The organism is Granulicella sibirica (assembly GCF_004115155.1).
Taxonomy (GTDB): Bacteria; Acidobacteriota; Terriglobia; order Terriglobales; family Acidobacteriaceae; genus Edaphobacter; species Edaphobacter sibiricus.
Genome location: NZ_RDSM01000003.1, coordinates 993,481 through 1,012,392, shown reverse-complemented (window position 1 = coordinate 1,012,392; position 18,912 = coordinate 993,481). Strand labels below are relative to the sequence as shown.

Sequence of the window (18,912 nt, the reverse complement as noted above, 5' to 3'; positions counted from 1 at the left end):
TGAGCGTATGACGCAGCTTGATGTGGTGTACCGGTATGGCGTGCCTCCGACGCACGCGGCAGTGCTGGCGATGGCGAAGGTAAGGGATGTGTACGGGATTCGTAAGCTCGATCTACGCGAGGCCGAGAAGACCGTTCGGGTGGAGTATGACGCGACGCGCCTTACGGAGCCGCTAGTGCATCAGTTTCTGCGCCGGGCCGGGCTGGACATTATCGAGAAGGTCCTGATCAATCGCGCGGCTGAGCCTGTGGTTGAGGCCGCTGCGGCGAGCTAGTCGAGGTTGTTTTATGCGATTGAATCAAGTATCTTAAGGAAGTTGCTGTTGCGACGTGCGCCCGTAGCTCAGTTGGATAGAGCGGCTGGCTACGAACCAGTAGGCCGGAGGTTCGAATCCTTCCGGGCGCACCATTCCTACCCCTTACAATTCCTGATTTTGAGCAGATGCGCTTCCGCGTGTTTGTTTTCACTCGTTTGATTGACGACCAATTTGGTCCGCAATAGACTAGTGACTGGCGTCCGTGTTGCTCTCCCAGCATCCGGCGCAAGTTCGCGGGAGCGTCTTTCGGTTTGTCCGAGGGAGGGCCGGGGCGGGAAGACGGACTTATGCTGCAGGCGTTTATCATCACGCTCCGCGAGGGTGTGGAAGCTTCGCTGATCGTTGGGATTGTGTTCGCGTACCTGACGAAGATCGGGCGCAATGAACTGAAGAAGACCGTCTTCTGGGCGCTGGGCGCGGCGGTTGCGGCGAGCGTCGGCGTGGCGGTCGTGTTGAACCACCTGCAATTCAACCAGGACATCTTCGAAGGCTGGGTGATGTTGGTGGCGGCGGGGTTCGTCGTGAGCATGATCTGGTTCATGCATGCTACGGCGAAGTCGCTGAAGGGTGAGATTGAAGGCAAGATCGCGAAACTGACCGGTGGACCGGAGGGGACTTCGCGGGTTGGGCTTTTCTTTTTTGTTTTTTTGCTCGTGCTGCGTGAGGGGGTGGAGACGGTCGCCATCCTCTCGGCTGTCAGCCTCAACTCGACCGAATTGCTGAGCTTTACGGGGACGCTGCTTGGGATCGCGGTGTCGGTCGTGTTTGGAGTTTTGTTCATTCGCGGCAGCGTGAAGATCAACCTGCAGCGATTCTTCCGGGTGACGACTGTAATCCTCTACTTCGTCACGTTCCAGCTTGTGGTGAGCGGACTGCATGAGTTGAGCGAGAACGGCGTGCTGCCTTCGAGCCAGGCGGAGATGAAGCTGATTGGGCCGATCGTGCGGAATGATCTTTTCTTCTTTGTGACGATGCTGGCGCTGGCCGGGCTGATGATGCTACTCGAGTACAAGCGGCGAGCCCCGGTGGTGCTTGCGGCTACGGCTACCGATGCAGACCGGCGACGGGCGCTCTGGAGCCAGAGGCGCGAGAAGATGTGGATGAACGCAGTGGTGGGGACGAGCTTCGTGTTCATCTTCCTGTCGACGGCGGAGTTTATCTATGCGAAGAGCTCGACAGCACTTTCGCCGACGGCTTCGGTGACGCTGGTGGGCGAGCAGGTGACGGTTCCGGCGAGTGAGATCAACGACGACAAGCTGCACCGGTTTGGCGTGCATGTGGACGACGGCAAGGGTGGTTCACCTGAGGTGAGGTTCCTGCTATTCAAGAAGCCGGATGGGAACATCGTTTCCGTCGCCGATGCCTGTTCGATCTGCGGTCCGGTGGGGTTCTATATCGGGAGCCAGGGGATTACGTGCAAGATGTGCGCCTCGCCTTTGAACGCGGCTTCGATGGGACAGGCCGGTGGGTGTAATCCCATTCCGTTGAAGTCGACGGTTGCGGGTGGAATGGTGACGATCGCGGCTTCTGAGTTGCGGGCGATGGCGGGAGTGTTCGAGAAGTGATGTTCTTCCGGCTGCTGATGGAGAGCTTCGTCCGTCAGCGGCGGAGGAAGGCGCTTGCCGGGGTGGCGATTCTGCTTGGGACGACGGCGGTGACGGCGATGCTGGCGTTGGCTACGACCATTGGGGACAGGATTCACAAAGAGCTGGCGGTGTATGGGGCAAACATCGTCGTGACTCCTTCGGCGGATCAGCTCGAGGTGAAGGTGGGTGGGGTGAGCCTGAAGCCGGCGAGTGGCGGGTCCTATCTGAAGGAATCGGACCTGCCGAAGCTGGAGGGGATCTTCTGGGGGAACAACATCACCGGGGTGAGCCCGGAGCTTGCGTTCAAGGTCCGTGGGACGACGGCGGGTGGGGTGGCGTTCAACGCTCCGGCTGTTGGACTTTGGTTCGCGCATACGCTGACGAATGGAGCGTCTTCGTTGAAGACGGGGGCTGTGGGCCTTCACCCGGTGTGGAAGATGCAGGGAGCTTGGCCTGCTGAAGACGGTTCGGGTAAGACCGAGGTTGTGGTGGGGCAGGGGCTGGCTTCGCGGATGGGCCTGAAGGTCGGGGATGCTTTCGAGGCTTCGCTTCCCTCCCCTGGCGCGACAGGCGCTCTTTCGGTTGTGGTGAGCGGGATTGTTTCGGCGGGGGATGCTACCGATGACGAGATCCTGATGCCGCTGCTTGAGGCGCAGGCGATGGCAGGTCTGCCGGGTGCGGTCTCGCGGGTGGAGATCAGTGCGCGGACGAAGCCGGAGGATAGCTTTGCGCGGAAGGATCCGGATACGCTGACGCCGAAGATGAAGGAGATCTGGTACTGCCGTCCGTATGCGAACTCGATTGCGTACCAGATTCGCGAGGCGATTCCGGGGGCCCGGGCGGAGCAGGTGCGGCAGGTGGAGCAGAGCGAAGGCTCGGTGCTGGATAAGATTGGCGGCTTGATGTGGCTGGTGAGCGGGGCGGCGCTGCTGGCGGCTGGGTTTGCTGTGAGCGCGGCTATGGCAACGGCGGTGCTCGAACGGCGGCGGGAGATTGGGTTGATGCGGTCGCTGGGCGCGGGTAAGGGTGCGATTGCGCTGCTGTTCTATGCCGAGACGGGGTTGCTGGCGGTGGCGGCGGGCACGGTGGGGTACATGGCGGGGTGCGGGCTGGCGGCGTGGCTTGGGGCGAGAATCTTTGAGGACAGTGGCGGGGCGCACTGGCCTGGCTTTTCCGCAGTGTTTATTCCTGTGCTGCTTCCGGTTGTGGTTGGGCTTGGGCTGATTGTGGCGATGGCGGGGAGTACGCCTTCGATCCGTGCCGCCCTTTCGCGGAGTCCTTCGGCGATTCTGCGGGAGGAGGGGTGATGGCGGTGGCGACGGAGGGTTCGGCTGCTTCGGCTCCTCCCGGCGAGCGACCTCTTCAGAGGCGTGGGCTTGAGTTGAGCCTGTCGCGGATGTTGCGGCGTTCGTTGATTCACCGGAAGGCGCGAACGATGAGCGCGCTGGTGGCGCTTACGGTATCGGCGGCGGTGGCTACGGCTCTGCTGACCTTGTATGCGGATCTGGATGCGAAGCTGCATCACGAGTTCCGGAGCTTCGGAGCGAACGTCGTAGTGACGGCGGCTCCTACGGGCGAGGTCGATGGCGCTGCGGGTGCGCCGGCGCCGATCGATACGGTTACCTCGGAGAGTTTGCCCGCAAATGCGACGACGAGGGTGTTGCAGGAGGCGGGGCCGGACGCGATTGGGGCCGAGTTCGGGTACGCGGTGGCGACGACGGATCGGGGATCGCCGGTGGTCGTTGTGGGGACGGATTTCAATGACGCGCGGAAGCTGGATGCGTGGTGGCAGGTGAGCGCTTGGCCGATCGGTACGGAGGATGCGCTACTAGGGGTGAGGGCGGCTAACTTCGTCGCGGATACGCAAGACGTTAAGCTGATGTTTGCAGGGAAAGAGATCGTGCTGCGCGGAGTCGGAACGGTTAAGACTGGCGGGGATGAGGACAGCCGGATCTACATGCCGATGGCGGCGTTTACGAAATGGACGGGTGCGGGGGCGGGCGTTATCGAAGTGCAGGTCCCTGGGGGTGCAGCGAAGGTGCAGGCGTCGATCGATCGAATGCGCAGCGAGCTGAAGGGCATGCAGGTCCAGCCAGTGCGGCAGTTGGTGGAGGGAGAATCGCGGATCGTTGAGAGGACGCATGCGCTGATGTATGGGGCGGTGCTTCTGATCGCGATGACGGTTGGGGTGTCGGTTTTGGCGACGATGTCCGCGAGCGTGCTGGAGAGGCGGAGAGACTTCGCACTGATGAAGGCGCTCGGAGGGTCACAGGGGCAGCTCGTCGGGATGTTTCTGCTGGAGGCGTTGGTAATCGCGCTTGCGGGAGTCGTAGTGGGGTTCGTGATTGGGTCAGGGATGGCTCTGCTGATCAGCGAACTGAACTTTCATACGGCCACGCTGCCCCGACTGCAGGTACTTCCGGCGGTGATTCTGCTGAACGGGTTCATTGCTGTGGTTGCAGCTTTGTTTCCTGCGAGGGTGCTGCGCGGTTTGGAGCCGGCGGCACTATTGAAGGGCGAATAGGCGAGGGATTGATGATGGCGACGCAGAAGCGGGATTTTGTGACGGAGACCACGCGTCCTGAGTGCGCGGTGATTGCACTCGAAAGTGTGACGCGGGACTACGCGGGGCGGAGCGGAACCGTGCGGGCGCTCGACGACGCGACCTTCTCGATTGTGGCTGGGGAGTGGGTTGCGATCACGGGGCCTTCCGGCTCGGGCAAGAGCACGCTGGTAAATATGCTTGGGTGCCTGGACCGACCAACGGCAGGGCAGTTGTCGATCGACGGAACGAACGTGGCCTCCATGACGGCGGGGGAACTGGATCGCTTTCGCGCGGACAAGATCGGTTTTATCTTTCAGCAGTTTCATCTGATTCCCTATTTGTCGGCCCTTGAGAACGTCATGCTGGCGCAGTACTTTCACTCGATGACGGATGAAGGGCAGGCACGCGAGGCTCTGGAGCGGGTGGGACTAGGCAAGCGGGCGGAGCATCTGCCGAGTGAGTTGTCAGGCGGGGAGCAGCAAAGAGTGTGCATCGCGCGGGCGCTGATCAACCATCCGCCAATTCTGCTGGCGGACGAGCCGACGGGAAATCTCGATGCAGCGAATCAGAAGATCGTGGCGGGATTGCTTGGGGATCTGCATCGGAACGGGCACACGATCGTAATGGTGACGCATGATCCGGAGATGGCCGGGTTGGCTGGACGACGGATCGCGTTGAGTCATGGCAAGGTCTTCTGCCACCCTGCTCGAGGCATCGTGACGCTGCGTTAGATTCCGGCAGAACGCGTGGGAAAGTTCGGCCGCTTCTAGTGTCGCTCCGGTCGAATTCTTTTGACAGCCCCCACCTCGCGGAGTACACAGAGGCATCCGGCACAGTAGGCTTACCAGGTTTTGGCCGGGATACAGGTTCTTTGAAAAGTTCGCTGGCTTCCCGATTCAGCATGCATTTCCTGTTCTGGTAACAAGCCCTTCCGAGAATTCGCACGCTGCATCCGAATGAATCCCGATCGGTCAGGTCACGTTTGGACAAATCAACACGCGGAGATCTTTTGTCCTATGCGGCTTTGCCCCATGTACGCCGTCGTTGTCCTTATTGCGTTTGCCGCCGTGCTGCTCTCGAAGAGCGTGGCGGGTTTTCAACCCGTTGTGCAAGAACATATCGTCTATGCGGATTCCAACAGGGTTCCGCTGTCCGCCCCGTGTCGGTTCCCTGTGGATCCGGAGATTTCGGGCGAACAAATGGCATGGCAGATCTTTGTCGCAGCGACATGTTCCGATAATGTAAGCGGCACTCCTGCAATTACGTGGGAGGAGTGGACTGAGCAACCGGATGCTCGCCCTACTGGCGCGAGAGTCATACGGGAAGACTTGGGCAGCGATGCCGTCCATCCAGCTCCCGCACAAGCGGGGTCAACGTCTGCTTCTCGAGAGGCTTCGTGGGATTGCAGGACACGATATTCCGGCAGAACCATCTGCGAGGAGGTTCGGGTCAATCCTGCGATGAAGGATTGGCTTTCAGCCACGAAGACTTCATCGTCTGCGGCAAATCTTACAATTTATCCCGGTAGCGAGATGCTGCCGCCACTGGTCGAGTTCAAGGCGGACTGGATCAGGCTGGCAAGCTGCGCGGACTTACCTCAAGGCGCACATGTCGAACGGATTGGCCCGGCATGTTACGAACTTGGCGGGATCCATGTGGTCTCGGCACTTTTCAACCGCTGGATCTCGGCAACCTTTGAAGTTCAGGATATGGCGAGCAATCCCATGCGTTGCCGGGTGGTCGGCTGCCGCGATCCCTGGGGTTCGGCTCCGTCGGTAAGTCAGGGGGGAGCAGGTGGGAACACGCAAATTTCCGCGGAGTTGAGCAGCCTCATGCAGGAAGCGAATCTTGGTTCGGAGTGGCTGAACTACAGGCTGGATGAAGCGCATATCAGTGCAATCGATAACCTGGGGAACGTGTTGGTTCCGGAGACAGTCATAGCATCGGGACGAACGAGCGGAGATGCCGAAGCGAACGCCTGGAAAGGGATCGCTCCAATAATGCCAACGGCACTGGAGGAAGACACGTTGGCGCGGAGAGTTTCGCTGTTCTCGATGAATACGCGGTGTCCCGGCGAAGAGCTTGGGAGGGATTGTCCAGCTGGTGCCCTTCCGAAGAAGGGCAAAGTGAAACGAAAGACGTGATGTCTTCGACCGCCGAGACATGGGTACGTGTCTACCTGATAGAGCCCAGTGCGTATACGCTGTTGTCATGAATTTGACGGGACCGTGGTGGACGCGTATCGCTCGGACAGTCGTGGCGGTTGGTGCGGTGGCACTCACGCTTAGGGTTGAGTCCCACTTTCCTCACCTCCGAAACACGACCGTTACGTACTCCGTGCTTCTCCTGATTCTCTTCTTCGCTACGCGATGGGATCGCATGCCCGCCGTGACGGCTTCGGTTGTGGGAGCAGTGATGTTTCTGTATTACTTCGAGCAGCCGAGGCGAAGCTTCAAGGTACGTGATCCGGAAGCTTTTGTGGCGGTCATCTCGTTCCTGATAACGGCGCTTGTAGTCAGCGCGACGGAGTTAAGAGCAAGGCAGCAGACAGAGATAGCGCTGGAGCGAAAACGTCAGACCGAGCAGCTCAATGAGCTTGGAGAAGCCATGCTCGTGACTGACAATCTTCAGGCAACAGTGTGGATTGCGACGAATCGAAGCATGCCGATCTTCGGGATGACAGGTTCCGCATTTTACGTCCCGGGACAGATGACCTATCGGGGAGGCGAATCCGCCGCGATCACCGAGGACCTTTTACTCGCAACGAGTAAGAGCAAAGCAGTTTACGACAACGGAAGCAGCGGAGTGTCGATCGTCCCCATCGACATGGGCGAAGATACCACGGGAGCTTTCGGTCTGTGCGGCTCGTGCCTTTCAAGAACGGTGTTAAATTCCATCGGAAACTTACTTTCGGTTGTGCTATCTCGTGTGCTGGTGAGCGACAAGCTAGTCGTGCAACAAAGGATGTCGGAATCGCTGCTACTGAACATTCTTCCGGGCGAGGTCGCCGATGAGTTGCGTACGAAAGGGATGGTCTCTCCTAAGTATTTTGAAGATGTGACGATCCTGTTTACAGACTTCGTGGGATTCACGGTTTCGACCGAGTCGATGGCGGCGGAGGAACTAGTGGCGGTGTTGGACGACTACTTTACGGCCTTCGACCAGATCGTGACTCGCTACCGGCTGGAAAAGATGAAGACGATCGGCGACAGCTACATGTGCATCAGTGGGCTTCCAGTGCGCAACCCGGCTCATCCCGTGGACATGGTGATGGCGGCGTTCGAAATGCTGCGCGTCGTAGAGGAGCGGGCGAAGTCTAAACACGGGATCGAGTGGAAGATTCGGATCGGGATTCACACGGGGCCGGTGGTGGCAGGCGTGGTAGGAATCAATAAGTTCGCCTTCGATATCTGGGGCGACACAGTGAACTTCAGCTCCCGCATGGAGTCGTCAGGTCAGGCGAATCGCATCAATATCTCGGAGCGGACGTACTCGCGAGTGAAGGACTTCTTCGATTGCAGTTATAGAGGAAAGGTCCTTACGAAAGAGAAGAGAGAATATGACATGTACTTCGCCAACGGAGTACTAACAAAACTCATCGGAGATTCCTCGGAAACACCGCCCCCGGCCTTTGTTCGGAGGTATCACGTGTATTTTCAGAAGGCGCCGCCGTCGTTTCCGGAGTTCCTCATCGAGAGAGCGCGTCCGAAGCTGATCGGCGATGGGTCGCCTGCTGAGGCGTCTTAGCGCTCCCCCCACTTTAGTTTGGAGCGGAGGACGTTGAAGAGGCCGTTCTGGTGGAGGCGGAGCAGGCGAACGCTGTACTTGGAGCGGCAACAATGAACCTCGTCACCCAGGGCCAGCTCCACGGCCTCCTGGCCGTCGGCGGTGAGTATCGTCTGGTTTGGGACGCCCTCGATGTGGATGGTCACGTTGACGTCACCGGAGACGACGATCGGACGAAGGGTGAGAAGGTGAGGGCAGATGGGGTTGATCACCATCGCGTTCACCATGGGCATCATGATGGGGCCGTTGGCCGCGAGATTGTAGGCGGTGGAACCGGTCGGGGTGGAAACAATGACGCCGTCTGCGCGGAAGGTGGCGACGAGTTGGCCGTCGATCTCGACGGTGAAATCAGCCATGCGGGCGATAGTTCCCTTGGAAACCACGACGTCGTTGAGGATCTCCCACTGGCGGATGATCTCTCCGTTGCGCACGAGGCGTCCGCACATCATGTTGCGGACGTCGATCGGTGCGGTGCCGGCCATCCAGGATTCGAGAGCGGAGTAGAGATCGGCCAAGGGAATCTCGGTTAGGAAGCCGAGAGAGCCCAGGTTGATGGAGAGAATGGGCGGCTCTTCTTTGGCGAACGCGCGGGCGGCAGAGAGGAGGGTGCCGTCGCCCCCGAGGACGATGACCAGCGTAGGCTTGTGCTTCGGCAGTTCGGTACGGGGGCAGCTCTTGAATTTCTGCCCTGCGTATGGGGCACTTTCTGAATCCAGAATGGCGTCGTAGTCGTGGGTTTTGAGCCATGCGACGAGCTCCGGGATGATCGTGGCCAGTTCGGGCTTCTGGGGCTTCGAGATGATCGCTGCCAGGTGCATTTGGCTCCAGTGTAACGGCTTACGTGGGGTGCGATGTCATAGGGACGTGTTTTTGCGGTTCTCTCAGCCAAAAACAGCGCGCAGGAGATACTCGTGATTGCCTTCCATGCCGTGGATGGGGGAGTCGATGATGTCGGTGTGATGCCCATGAAGGGCGAGGACGGCATCGTGGACCCGGTCGATAGCGAACTGGCGGGCGGCGGGATCGCGCACGATGCCCCCTTTGCCGATGGCTTCGCGGCCGGCCTCGAACTGGGGCTTGACGAGGAGGACGGCGCTTCCCTTCCAGGACTCGCCTAGTGGGGCGATGGCGGCAAGGACAGGACCGAGAACGAGGGTTGCGGAGATGAAAGAGACGTCCATGGCGAGGAAGATGGGGACGGGGCCATCGGGGAGGAGTTCGCCGGGGTTCAGGAGTCGGGCGTTGCAGCGTTCGCGCAGGCTGACGCGGGGATCGTCGCGGAGCGTTGCGGCGATCTGGCCGTATCCGGTGTCGACTGCAAGGACGTGCGAAGCTCCGTGCTGCAGCATGCAGTCGGTGAAGCCTCCGGTAGAGGCTCCGATGTCGAGGCACGGCTGGCCGGTTAGGTCGATCTTCCAGTGCTTCAGGGCCGCTTCGAGCTTGAGGCCGCCGCGGCTGACGTAACGGAGGTCGGAGCCGAGGAGGCGAAGGGTTGCGGCTGGGTCGACCGGGGTGCCAGGCTTCTCGACTTTCTGCTCATCGACGAGGACGCGTCCAGCGAGGATGAGGGCCTGGGCCCGCTCGCGAGAGGCGGCCAACGACTGGTCGACGAGTAGCTTGTCGAGGCGGATTTTCATGGTCTTGATTTCTTCACAGCCTCAAAAGAATGTTGGACGAGTGGCGCTCAGTATCAGGTTACAGGAGGCGTTGGTCGGCAGGATAACGTACACTGGCGTTCTCCTCGACGGTCGCGAACGCCGCGTTGTCTACGCGATCCTCTACTTTTGCCCGGCGTTCGGTGTGCCTGGTGTGAAAAGATTTGTTTGATTCGCAATCTGTAACGGGTTCGGGTGCGTCTCCATGTATAGAGAAACGGGATTGCAAGGCATACCGGCGGGAAGTACGCAGGACGACACTTCCCTCTTGGCCTTGGTTCAACTCGGCGATGAACAGGCGATGGCTGCCTTGTTTGATCGCTATTCGAAAGTGGTTTACTCGGTCGCGCTGCGGGTCCTGCGAGATCCCGCATCCGCCGAGGATGTATTGCAGGAAATTTTCATGCAGGTCTGGCGCAATCCGGACAGCTTCATGGCAACTCGAGGGAGCCTTGGCGGGTGGCTTGCGGTGGTTTCGCGCAATCGATCGATCGATCAATTGCGTCGAAAGAAACCGACGGACAATGTGGACGATATAGCGCTTGCCTCCCCGTACAACCTTGCGGACGAGGCGGAGCGGAACAACATGATGGAAAAGGCACGAGGAGCGATACAGCTTCTGCCAAAAGAACAGAGAAAGATGTTGGAAATGGCATTCTTTGATGGGTTGACGCATTCGGAGATCGCTGAAATGACCGGCGATCCCCTTGGAACAGTAAAAACCAGAATACGCAGTGCGCTGTTGACACTGAGAAAGGCCTTCCAATCATGAACACGCCAGAACAAATCGATGCGGAAGACCTCACCCTCTTTGCAATGCAGTTGTTGTCTCCCGAAGAGACCCAGGCAGTGGCACGGTTTCTTGAAAATAACTTCGCGGCCCAGAAAGAACTTGCCAGGATCCAGGGAGACCTCGCGGGGCTCGCGATGTCGACCGAGATGCAGGCTCCACCAGCGAAGGCACGTGCGCGCTTCTTAAAGGCAGTCGAGCAGGAGCGTAAAGAAAAGCCCGTTGATCTGCTAAAGCCTCCCGCGCCCTCGTTCGCGGCGGTAGCGGCGGCAACCGCTGCGTTGCAGAGCGTGCAGCTTGGCAAGGAACAGGCCTTGGGAACGGATACGTACAACTCGTCCGGGAAGGCGCCTGAAGCTGCAGAGGATACGAGCGCCAAGGCGGCATCTGTAGTGGCTCCGCAAGTGCTTCAGTTCCCAGCGGCGAAACCGTTCCGCGAACGCGCGCTTCCGTGGGTTGGCTGGGCTGTTGCCGCCGGACTCGCCGTGACGACGATCGATCTTTACCAGCAGCGCAACGCGATGAAAGCCACCCTGACAAGCCAAGCGGGCGATCTGGCTACGGCGACCGCCGAGGCTTCGGAAGTGGGCACAGCGCGTGATGTGCTGAGTGCGATGACCGATCAGACTGCGAAGCGCGTCACGCTGGCGAAGACTGGAGCACCGGTTGTTCCGGTCGGACGAACGACGTACTCGGCGGAAAAGGGCGTGCTGATCTTCGCCGCGACGAATATGGCTCCTCTAAACACCTACAAAGTCTACGAGTTGTGGCTGATCCCGGCGGACGGCAAGGCGCCGGTTCCGGTGGGGACGTTCCAGCCGGATGCGAAGGGGTACGCGAACCTGATCTCGACGAAGCTGGCGAAGGGCGTCGAAGCGAAGGCGTTCGGGATCACGGTGGAGGATAGTGGTGGCTCGAAGACGCCTACGCTGCCAATCTTGATGAGCGGAGCTTAGCGGTCTAGTCCGATGTATCTTTTTATGTTGGAAGAGAGTCATCCTCGCGGATGACTCTTCCGCTTTAGCTGGGCGTACCTTGCGAGGTATCGCGCTAGAATCACTGCCATGCGATTCTTCCTTTGCGCTCTTCCTGCGATGCTTCTAGCCGGCAGCTTCGCCGCGCCGCTCAAGGCTGCTACTCCGGAAGAACAAGCGGTGCTTGCACCGGTGCAGGCGGTCTTCGACGGCATGGCGAAACGCGACGCGGGCGCGATTCAACAACCTCTGCTACCCGGTGGGATGATCTTCGTTATTCGGGACGGCAAGACGACGCAGGTGACCTTCTCCGCCTTCGCCGAACGTGTCGGGAGACCGGGGCCAAAGATCGAGGAGCGGATTCACGGCCCCGTCGTACACATCGATGGCGATCTTGCGGTGGTATGGGCACCGTTCGACTTTCTGCTGGAGGGCAAAGTCGATCACTGTGGAACGGATCTCTTCAACCTCGTCCGCACGAACGGAACTTGGCAGATTGCGACGATAGCCTACAACAGCCACACGGATTGCCCTGCGCGTTAGCGTTCCTGCTTCTCCTGGACTTGCTTCTCCTGGACTGCTGCTGCTTCTTCTTCCCCGTGGTGTGTCTTGAAGTCGAAGGTGGTCAGGCTGCGGAGAACGATGGAGTCCGATCCGTTGGCGAGCCCGAAACCGACGCCAAGCTGCCAGTTGATGGCATGGATGGGATGCGCCTCGAAGGTTGCGAAGAGGACCTGCTGCTTCTGCAGGATCGAGATCGGTTGCGAGAGTTGGCGGTACTGCGAGTAATATTCGATGCCGGGCTGGAAGCGGTATTTCTTGTACAGTGCGCTGATGTCGACACCGGGCGTCGGAGGCGTTCCGCGCTCTTCGCCGGTGGTGGGGATGTTGACCTTGGGATTGAAGTCGACAAGAAAGTTGCCCATCTCCTTCTCGACGATGCCGCGAACCTCGACCTCCTGCGCGGCGGCGTAACTCTTGCGCGGAATCGTGTATTCGAGAAGCATCGCGAACTTTGCGCTGTGCTCGTTTTCGCTGGCGAAACGATACTTCGCTTCGAGGCGCCCCCTGCGTGAACTGGGTGCCGGTGCGGTCCGTGCTCATGACGTCGAAGTAGACGGAGGAACTCAGCTTGTTAGTGACGCCGTATTCGAGTTCGGCGGAACGCGCCGTGAGTCCGGAACGCTGGGTGTCGGAACCGGCTGGATTGGCGTTGAAGTGGTCGTAGAGTGCGCTGCTGCGCGGGACGTAGGTCGACCAGAAAGACGGTTCAAAAGAGCCGCGCTCGGGGGTTTCGTAGTTAAAGACCTTGTAGAAGTTGGCGGGTTCGAGTGCCTTGACGGTGTCATCCTGCGCGTACAACGGAGTGAGGTGGCTGGTGAATCCTGCTCCGAGAAACACAAGGGTGAGGCTCGTCCGCTTTACTGCTGCGAGAAGGTGCAGGGTCTTCGACGTGAACGCGCGCATGAGCTTGCCTATCGCCTCTGGAATGATTGCGGGAACTTTCTCCCCTATCGGCGATGCGGCAGGACGTGTTCAGCGGAGGCTGTGGAAGACGATGCGCGACGGTAACGTTTCGGCGCTGACCTTACTGATCGAGACGGACGACAAGTAGCGACGCGTCATCGTGGAAGTGATCCTCGGCGAAGAGGCTAACAGCGCGCATCACCTCGGCGCGGATGCTGTGCGCGGTGTCGCCACCATTGAGCGCCGCGGCTACGAGGCGGTCGTCACCGAACTCCTCACCGGTGGGGTTGAATGCTTCGGTAACACCGTCGGTTGAGATGAGGATGCGGTCGCCGGGCCGCAGCGCGAACGCCTGATCGGAGAAGACGGCGCCCGGAAGGATGCCGAGGACGGGTCCAGAGCCGGGGAGCGGGATGACTTCCGAACCACGCAGGAGAAGGGGTGCGTTGTGGCCGGCGAGTTCGTAGGTGAGGGTCATGCGCTTGCGGTCGAGGATGCCGTAGACGAGGGTGACGAAACGGCCCGTCGGGAGGCTGGCGCAGAGGGCCTGGTTGAGGCGATGGCAGAGGCGGGCGGGGCTGGACTCGTCAGGTGCGAAGGCGCGGAGGGTGGCCTGGAGGTTGGCTGTGATGAGAGCGGCGCTCATGCCCTTGCCGGAGACGTCGGCGAGGCAGAAGGCAATGCGGGAGTCGCTGAGGACGAGTACGTCGAAGTAGTCCCCGCTGACGGTTCGGGCGGGCTGCCAGGCGCAACTGATCTCGACACCGGCGATCTGCGGGATGGTGCGGGGAAGGAGGCTGGACTGGATCTCAAAGGCGTCGCGGAGATCAGAGGCCTGGGTTTCGAGCTCCTGGCGTCCGTACTGGACCTGTTGCGCGAGCTGGTTGTTTGCGGCCTGCAGGCGGGCGCGAACGGAGGCGAACACCCGCATGCTGACGCCGATGACAAAGCAGATGAGCGCTCCGTAGGGGATGTCGCCCTTTCGCAGGTCGGCCAGAGGCGCCATCGGAATCCGCAGGATGAGCCGGTCGATTACACCTCCGGCCGCGCTGGCGATGAAGGAGACCGGGAGCAGGATCGCGAGGAAGGCGATCCAGTCCTGCGGGAAGGCGAAACTGAAGAACGGCACAGCGAGGGAGAGGAGGACGTTGAGGACATTTCCCGCAACGAAGCTGTAGATGAGCGTGCTGGGAAGACTGGCACGGTCGATCAGGAACCACTGGATGGCAGAGACGCTGAGGGCAACCGCGAGCAGTAGAAGCTGCGATCGGAAGAAGGTGATGCCGGAGTATCGCTCATAGGCGCGGAGCCTGTTTTGCAACGGCTGGAACAAGCAAACCTCGAAGGCTGGAAGAGTCTGAGCAACGCTACGGACATGGTTACACGACTGTGAGCGTTCGAGGTCTGCTTTTGGTTGTGGGCGCCGGAAAGGCTATGGAATCAGGCGGAGTTTGCGCAGGAGCGTGAAGAGGTCGAAGAAGCTTGCAGGGGTCTCCTGGTAGGCGGTGAAGCCGAGGCTGCGGCTGTTGCTCATGTCGTTGATGCAGGCGAGTTCGCGGCCAAGATCGGCGTCGGTGTGCCACCAGGATACGAGGCGATCGATATCGGGCTCGGCGAGGTCATATTTGGCGGCGATGTCCGCCCATACGAGTGCGGCGTTCTGCATGCGCGTCTCTAGGGGAGCGATGGGGTTAGGCGGCCCTGCGGCTTCAACGCCGAACCTTGCGGCGAGTTGGGGCCAGAGCCAACGCCAGCGGAAGACGTCTCCGTTGACCACGTTGAAGGCCACGTTATGGGCGGCGGGCGTGATGGCAGCCCATTCAAGATGGGTGGCGAGAAGACGGGCATCGACCACGTCCGTGAGGGCGTTCCACTGGAAGTCAGAGCCGGGGAAGACGAAGGGCTGGCCTGTCTCGCGGCAGATGCTCGCGTACACAGCGAGCGTAACGCCCATGTTCATCGCATTGCCGTGAGCGTAGCCGATGATGGTGTGCGGACGGTGGACGCTCCAGGTGAAGCCCTGGCGGGCGGAGGCGGCGTAGAGGATATCTTCCTGGGTGTAGTAAAAATTCTCGCCGGGGAGACGTGGGTTGTCTTCGCGGAAGGGAGTTTCGGCGGCGCTCTGGCCGTAGGACTCGAAAGGTCCGAGGTAGTGCTTGGTGCCGGTAGTCAGGGCAGCGTGGCGGATCTTGTGATCAGTAAGCGCGGCGAAGAGGTTCTCCATCATCGTGCCGTTGACGCGAATGTTTTCGGCCTCGGTGGGCTGGCGGAGCCACGTGGTGTAGAAGACGTCAGTGATACTCAGCGGGGCGAGGGCAGCTTTGAGCGCGGTGGGGTCGAGCAGGTCGGCCGCCACTGGATCTACTCCAGGTGATGGCTTCGGATTACGGGCAAGGCCGTAGACCTTCCAGGCGTTTGCTGCGAGGTGTGTCGCGAGATTGCCTCCGGTGATACCGGTTGAGCCGACGACGAGTGCGGTTCTCTTTTCAGCCATGCTTGTGACTCCCGACCTTTTGATGCCACGGAGGACGTAACGGCTCGGAGGAGACTTGGCGTTCGCAAAAGACGAAGGCCCTGTCGACGACTGAGCATGGACAGGGCTTCTGGATGGAGCTGGTTACTTAGGGGGCGGTGACGCGGACCATGACACCTTTGCCCTGCAGATCGACCGTGGTTTGGAGGGTGTCGGTATCGGTGCGGATGATGGTCATAGTGCTGTTGTCCGCAGAGGTAACGTAAACCTTGCCGGTGGGGGTAGCGTTCGAGACGGCCAGGAAGTTGGGATGGCCGCTGACGGGGATGGTCGCGGTGACGACGTTGCTGGTCAGATTAACGACCGAGACGCTGCATCCAGTGGAGACGCCTGCGACGGGAACGGTTGCGCAAGGAAGGCTTGGATCACCACCGTTAGCTACGTAGGCGCGCGTTCCGTCAGCTAGGACCGCGACATTAACAGGGTTGACGCCGACCGGCACGCTGGCGAGCACGGTGCCGAATCCCGCGGCATCGACCGGGTTGGTGGGGTCGCAGTTCGGATTGGTGACAGCGGCTGCGGCGTTGCAGAGAGGGATGCTGACAACGGAAAGCGATCCTTGGTTCGATCCAGTGCCGGCGTTGGCGACGACGAGTTCGGATCGCGTGGTCGCGAAATCGGCCCAGACGGGCGCGGTGCCGACGGAAATAGTTCCTGGCGCGCTACTTCCGGTGAAGGAGTCGAGGGCGTTCGTCTGGGCGTTGATGACCGAGACCGTGTTGCTGCCCTTGTTCATGATGTAGGCGCGCTTGAAATCAGCGGTCATGACGCCGTAAACGGGGGTGATGCCGACCGGGACGGTCGTGGTGACGGCATTCGAAGCGACGTCGATGGCTGCGGCCTGGCCTATGGCTGTACCGGAGCCCTGCACAAGGGCGTAGAGGCGCTGGGCGGCGTTTGCTCCGACGACGTACACAACGTTATCGCCGACTGTGAGCTCCTGGCGCAGAGCGGGAGGCGTTCCACTGAACTGGCCGACGACGCCGCGACCGGGTTCGCTGACGTACACGTAGGTCCCCTGCGGGAAGACGCTGATCGGATTCGAGCCTGCGAGCAGCGTGCTTTGCAGAACAGCACTCGATATAAGTTGATTGGAGACGTCGAAGGAGGTCAGCGTACCGTCACCGTTAAGGGTATAGCCGTTGCTTCCGGCGGAGTCCATGACGAAATACTTAGGATCAGGGCCGATGTTGGCGGTGACGAGGACGGTATCGCCAGAGAAGTCGACGATCGTCACCAGGCCGGGGGTCGTAGCCCCTGTCGAGGAGATGGCGACCGCGTACTTTTGCGGCTGGGAGGCCGGTCCTACGGGGTTGATCGCCGTGACGACGGGCCGGTAGGTGTTGCCGCACCCGATGAGGGCGGCGAGAACAAGGGCGGAGGCGGCGTCGCGGAAGTAACCCGAGTGCTTACGGCGGGACGCGATGGCCGGTGTCGGTGCGGAGGGGTCTGCCTGGATGCTGACAGGGGTCGGGACGTTCGATCTTTCGGCTGGCTGCAAAACTGCTCCCACGATGCTGCTTGTTTTGGGGTTCTGGTTCCGTACGGCGTGCGAGATGCTCTTCGGTCTGCGCTTCGGTATGCTCAAAGCTCGATTGTAAATCAGCATGGGGATGGGGGCCGGGGGATGGTTGAGGAATCGGCGGGCTTGCAGGACGCGCCGAGGATTTGGCGAAAGTCGATTTCTGAGACGCAAGACGGGTTGCAGTCGGAATGGCTGGTCATCGGGGTGATCGCTGGTCTTTCGATGACTCTTGGACTCCGGATATTTGACGTCGTTGGCATGCAGGGGCCGCCGCCGTGGTTTTTGTGGTCGAGCGGTTTCAGCGTCGGCTTCGCACTGCTGGTCTGGGCGATGAGGGCCGGTACGGCGGGAGCGGCGGCGCTGGGTGGCGTGCTCTGCCTGAGCCTGCTGATCCGGTTACAGATCGGCGAACCCTGGACGATGACTGCCCTGCCGGAGCTGATTACGCTGTTTGTACTGACGTTCCTGGCGACGCGGTTCGGGCGAAAACGTAAAGAGGCGATGGGGACGGCAGAAGAGAAGCGGGGCAGACGAGCGGCACAGGTCGCGGCGAATCTTGGTGTGGCTGGCATTTGGGCTGCGTATCGGGGACATCCGTACCTTGTAACCTCGTTGGCTGCGCTCGCGGAAGCAACGGCGGACACGGTGTCATCGGAACTCGGGCAGGTACTTGGGGGCCGGACATTCCTGATCACGACTGGCGAACGAGTCGAGGCTGGGACGGATGGCGGGATGAGCGTACAGGGAACGTTGCTTGGAGCAGTGGCCGCCGGGGTGATTGCGCTTGTTGCGATTGCGCTTGGCGCGGTCGATGTCTCGAGCGGCCTGATCGTATTTCTTGCAGGATCCGCAGGCCTTCTGTTCGACAGCCTGCTTGGAGCGACGCTGGAACGCCGCGGTTGGCTGGGGAATGATCTCGTGAACTTCGCCTCGACTGCACTCGCGGCGTGGCTGGCCTTCGAGGCGGCAAAAGTCCTGGCGCCTCCTGTTCCGGCCTGGTAGGGCTTAGAGGCTCGACTGATCTTCGATCCGGCGATGCATCCAGCTTGCGTTCAGGTGGAAGCGAGCGCTCGTGTAGCTGAGCATCTCGTGAAGGTAGCGCTCCGTGAGATCGAGGTCGGAGATGTTGCCATAGGGAGGGCGGGGTGAGGTGTAAACCTCGAGGCCCTGCTGCCGGCAGAGATACTGGATGCGGAAGAGGTGGGTTCCGTCCGAAACAACAACCAGGCGTTGGAGATGATTGGCGCGGGCGATGTCGGCGAGACGATCAACCTGCTGCTCGGTATCGATGGAGCGGGTCTCGGCGATGATCTTGTCGAACGGAACGCCGTTGGCGAGGAGGAAGTCCCGAGCGACTCCACCTTCCGAGAGGCCGGAGTCTTTGTCGCCGCCCCCGCCGAGAGTGATGAGGAGTGGGGCAATCTGCTTGTTATAGAGACTGACGGCGTGGTCGAGTCGGGCGTGCAGGACGGGTGACGGTCGTCCGGCGTACTCGGCAGCTCCGAAGACGACGATGGCGTCTGCGGGCTGGGCGTGATCTGTCCGCGACGTGGCGCGGATCTCGTAGAAAAGCCATTGGCTCCAGGCAAGAGCCGCCAGGAGACACAATCCAAGAACACGCCGCAAGAAGAAGCGAGCAGTGGACTCAGGCTGGGGACGGCTCTGGCGGTAGGGAACGGGTCTCATGAGCGTTCTTGATCTGTATTTCTGATGTTCGGCGCCTGAACGTCGACGC

The 18,912-nt window shown here is 60.6% G+C and carries 19 protein-coding genes and 1 tRNA gene; 13 read left to right on the top strand and 7 right to left on the bottom strand.

Going from position 1 to position 18,912, the window contains the following annotated elements:
• The first annotated feature begins 7 nt into the window (after positions 1-7).
• The 8 genes from GRAN_RS20945 (at position 8) to GRAN_RS20910 (ending at position 8,194) form a co-directional block, all read left to right on the top strand.
• Complete coding sequence (locus GRAN_RS20945) at positions 8-274, top strand: hypothetical protein (RefSeq protein ID WP_128914952.1); 267 nt, start codon at positions 8-10, stop codon at positions 272-274.
• A gap of 57 nt (positions 275-331) precedes the next feature.
• Positions 332-408 (top strand) — tRNA-Arg (locus GRAN_RS20940).
• A gap of 195 nt (positions 409-603) precedes the next feature.
• Positions 604-1,881, top strand: coding sequence for a Fe-S-containing protein (locus GRAN_RS20935; protein WP_128914951.1), 1,278 nt, complete (start codon positions 604-606; stop codon positions 1,879-1,881).
• Positions 1,881-3,209, top strand: a complete 1,329-nt coding sequence (locus GRAN_RS20930) for an ABC transporter permease (protein WP_128914950.1) — start codon at positions 1,881-1,883, stop codon at positions 3,207-3,209. The genes GRAN_RS20935 and GRAN_RS20930 overlap by 1 nt, the downstream gene beginning before the upstream one ends.
• Complete coding sequence (locus tag GRAN_RS20925) at positions 3,209-4,426, top strand: ABC transporter permease (protein ID WP_128914949.1); 1,218 nt, start codon at positions 3,209-3,211, stop codon at positions 4,424-4,426. Before GRAN_RS20930 ends, GRAN_RS20925 begins: the two co-directional genes overlap by 1 nt.
• Positions 4,427-4,437: 11 nt before the next feature.
• Complete coding sequence (locus tag GRAN_RS20920) at positions 4,438-5,178, top strand: ABC transporter ATP-binding protein (RefSeq protein WP_206662811.1); 741 nt, start codon at positions 4,438-4,440, stop codon at positions 5,176-5,178.
• Between the two features lie 1,101 nt (positions 5,179-6,279).
• Positions 6,280-6,591: a hypothetical protein gene (locus GRAN_RS20915; protein WP_128914947.1), complete on the top strand. Its 312-nt coding sequence runs from the start codon at positions 6,280-6,282 to the stop codon at positions 6,589-6,591.
• A 67-nt stretch (positions 6,592-6,658) separates the two neighbouring features.
• Positions 6,659-8,194 carry an adenylate/guanylate cyclase domain-containing protein gene (locus tag GRAN_RS20910; protein ID WP_161571083.1) on the top strand — a complete coding sequence of 512 codons (1,536 nt, stop codon included), beginning with the start codon at positions 6,659-6,661 and terminating at the stop codon, positions 8,192-8,194.
• On the opposite strand, the gene GRAN_RS20905 is transcribed toward GRAN_RS20910, so the two are convergent.
• Positions 8,191-9,051, bottom strand: coding sequence for an NAD(+)/NADH kinase (locus tag GRAN_RS20905; RefSeq protein WP_128914945.1), 861 nt, complete (start codon positions 9,049-9,051; stop codon positions 8,191-8,193). The genes GRAN_RS20910 and GRAN_RS20905 overlap by 4 nt on opposite strands.
• A gap of 63 nt (positions 9,052-9,114) precedes the next feature.
• On the bottom strand, positions 9,115-9,870 hold the full coding sequence (locus GRAN_RS20900; protein ID WP_128914944.1) for a TlyA family RNA methyltransferase: 756 nt from the start codon (positions 9,868-9,870) through the stop codon (positions 9,115-9,117).
• A gap of 223 nt (positions 9,871-10,093) precedes the next feature.
• Between GRAN_RS20900 and GRAN_RS20895 the strand changes: the two genes are divergently transcribed.
• From GRAN_RS20895 to GRAN_RS20885, 3 genes are all read left to right on the top strand, one after another.
• Positions 10,094-10,660: an RNA polymerase sigma factor gene (locus GRAN_RS20895; RefSeq protein ID WP_128914943.1), complete on the top strand. Its 567-nt coding sequence runs from the start codon at positions 10,094-10,096 to the stop codon at positions 10,658-10,660.
• Positions 10,657-11,634 carry an anti-sigma factor gene (locus tag GRAN_RS20890; RefSeq protein WP_128914942.1) on the top strand — a complete coding sequence of 326 codons (978 nt, stop codon included), beginning with the start codon at positions 10,657-10,659 and terminating at the stop codon, positions 11,632-11,634. The genes GRAN_RS20895 and GRAN_RS20890 overlap by 4 nt, the downstream gene beginning before the upstream one ends.
• Positions 11,635-11,742: 108 nt before the next feature.
• Positions 11,743-12,195: a nuclear transport factor 2 family protein gene (locus GRAN_RS20885; RefSeq protein ID WP_128914941.1), complete on the top strand. Its 453-nt coding sequence runs from the start codon at positions 11,743-11,745 to the stop codon at positions 12,193-12,195.
• Here the strand turns inward: GRAN_RS20885 and GRAN_RS20880 are convergent.
• Positions 12,192-12,659 carry a hypothetical protein gene (locus tag GRAN_RS20880; RefSeq protein ID WP_128914940.1) on the bottom strand — a complete coding sequence of 156 codons (468 nt, stop codon included), beginning with the start codon at positions 12,657-12,659 and terminating at the stop codon, positions 12,192-12,194. The genes GRAN_RS20885 and GRAN_RS20880 overlap by 4 nt on opposite strands.
• A 458-nt stretch (positions 12,660-13,117) precedes the next feature.
• Between GRAN_RS20880 and GRAN_RS25615 the strand changes: the two genes are divergently transcribed.
• Positions 13,118-13,267, top strand: coding sequence for a hypothetical protein (locus GRAN_RS25615; RefSeq protein WP_161571082.1), 150 nt, complete (start codon positions 13,118-13,120; stop codon positions 13,265-13,267).
• On the opposite strand, the gene GRAN_RS20875 is transcribed toward GRAN_RS25615, so the two are convergent.
• The 3 genes from GRAN_RS20875 to GRAN_RS20865 form a co-directional block, all read right to left on the bottom strand.
• Complete coding sequence (locus tag GRAN_RS20875; RefSeq protein ID WP_128914939.1) at positions 13,241-14,452, bottom strand: PP2C family protein-serine/threonine phosphatase; 1,212 nt, start codon at positions 14,450-14,452, stop codon at positions 13,241-13,243. The two genes, GRAN_RS25615 and GRAN_RS20875, sit on opposite strands and share 27 nt — an antisense overlap.
• Before the next feature lie 99 nt (positions 14,453-14,551).
• The gene (locus GRAN_RS20870; RefSeq protein ID WP_128914938.1) at positions 14,552-15,613 is read right to left on the bottom strand and encodes an SDR family oxidoreductase; all 1,062 of its coding nucleotides are present in this window, start codon (positions 15,611-15,613) and stop codon (positions 14,552-14,554) included.
• A gap of 127 nt (positions 15,614-15,740) precedes the next feature.
• The gene (locus GRAN_RS20865) at positions 15,741-17,240 is read right to left on the bottom strand and encodes a YncE family protein (RefSeq protein WP_241655050.1); all 1,500 of its coding nucleotides are present in this window, start codon (positions 17,238-17,240) and stop codon (positions 15,741-15,743) included.
• A gap of 114 nt (positions 17,241-17,354) precedes the next feature.
• Here GRAN_RS20865 and GRAN_RS20860 point away from each other — a divergent pair, with 114 nt between their 5' ends.
• Positions 17,355-18,179, top strand: coding sequence for a DUF92 domain-containing protein (locus tag GRAN_RS20860; protein ID WP_161571081.1), 825 nt, complete (start codon positions 17,355-17,357; stop codon positions 18,177-18,179).
• Between the two features lie 3 nt (positions 18,180-18,182).
• Here GRAN_RS20860 and GRAN_RS20855 read toward each other — a convergent pair whose 3' ends face one another.
• Entirely contained in the window at positions 18,183-18,863 is a 681-nt protein-coding gene (locus GRAN_RS20855) for a YdcF family protein (RefSeq protein WP_128914936.1), read from the bottom strand.
• Between the last annotated feature and the right edge of the window lie 49 nt (positions 18,864-18,912).

What these genes read in the sequence shown, in the direction of transcription:
- GRAN_RS20920 (WP_206662811.1), top strand. Translation starts at nt 4,438, where the DNA reads ATGATGGCGACGCAGAAGCGGGATTTTGTGACGGAGACCACGCGTCCT.
- GRAN_RS20880 (WP_128914940.1), bottom strand. Translation starts at nt 12,659, where the DNA reads ATGCTTCTCGAATACACGATTCCGCGCAAGAGTTACGCCGCCGCGCAG.
- GRAN_RS25615 (WP_161571082.1), top strand. Translation starts at nt 13,118, where the DNA reads ATGAGCTTGCCTATCGCCTCTGGAATGATTGCGGGAACTTTCTCCCCT.
- GRAN_RS20905 (WP_128914945.1), bottom strand. Translation starts at nt 9,051, where the DNA reads ATGCACCTGGCAGCGATCATCTCGAAGCCCCAGAAGCCCGAACTGGCC.
- GRAN_RS20910 (WP_161571083.1), top strand. Translation starts at nt 6,659, where the DNA reads ATGAATTTGACGGGACCGTGGTGGACGCGTATCGCTCGGACAGTCGTG.
- GRAN_RS20930 (WP_128914950.1), top strand. Translation starts at nt 1,881, where the DNA reads ATGTTCTTCCGGCTGCTGATGGAGAGCTTCGTCCGTCAGCGGCGGAGG.
- GRAN_RS20870 (WP_128914938.1), bottom strand. Translation starts at nt 15,613, where the DNA reads ATGGCTGAAAAGAGAACCGCACTCGTCGTCGGCTCAACCGGTATCACC.
- GRAN_RS20935 (WP_128914951.1), top strand. Translation starts at nt 604, where the DNA reads ATGCTGCAGGCGTTTATCATCACGCTCCGCGAGGGTGTGGAAGCTTCG.
- GRAN_RS20945 (WP_128914952.1), top strand. Translation starts at nt 8, where the DNA reads ATGACGCAGCTTGATGTGGTGTACCGGTATGGCGTGCCTCCGACGCAC.
- GRAN_RS20895 (WP_128914943.1), top strand. Translation starts at nt 10,094, where the DNA reads ATGTATAGAGAAACGGGATTGCAAGGCATACCGGCGGGAAGTACGCAG.
- GRAN_RS20915 (WP_128914947.1), top strand. Translation starts at nt 6,280, where the DNA reads ATGCAGGAAGCGAATCTTGGTTCGGAGTGGCTGAACTACAGGCTGGAT.
- GRAN_RS20890 (WP_128914942.1), top strand. Translation starts at nt 10,657, where the DNA reads ATGAACACGCCAGAACAAATCGATGCGGAAGACCTCACCCTCTTTGCA.
- GRAN_RS20900 (WP_128914944.1), bottom strand. Translation starts at nt 9,870, where the DNA reads ATGAAAATCCGCCTCGACAAGCTACTCGTCGACCAGTCGTTGGCCGCC.
- GRAN_RS20925 (WP_128914949.1), top strand. Translation starts at nt 3,209, where the DNA reads ATGGCGGTGGCGACGGAGGGTTCGGCTGCTTCGGCTCCTCCCGGCGAG.
- GRAN_RS20855 (WP_128914936.1), bottom strand. Translation starts at nt 18,863, where the DNA reads ATGAGACCCGTTCCCTACCGCCAGAGCCGTCCCCAGCCTGAGTCCACT.
- GRAN_RS20885 (WP_128914941.1), top strand. Translation starts at nt 11,743, where the DNA reads ATGCGATTCTTCCTTTGCGCTCTTCCTGCGATGCTTCTAGCCGGCAGC.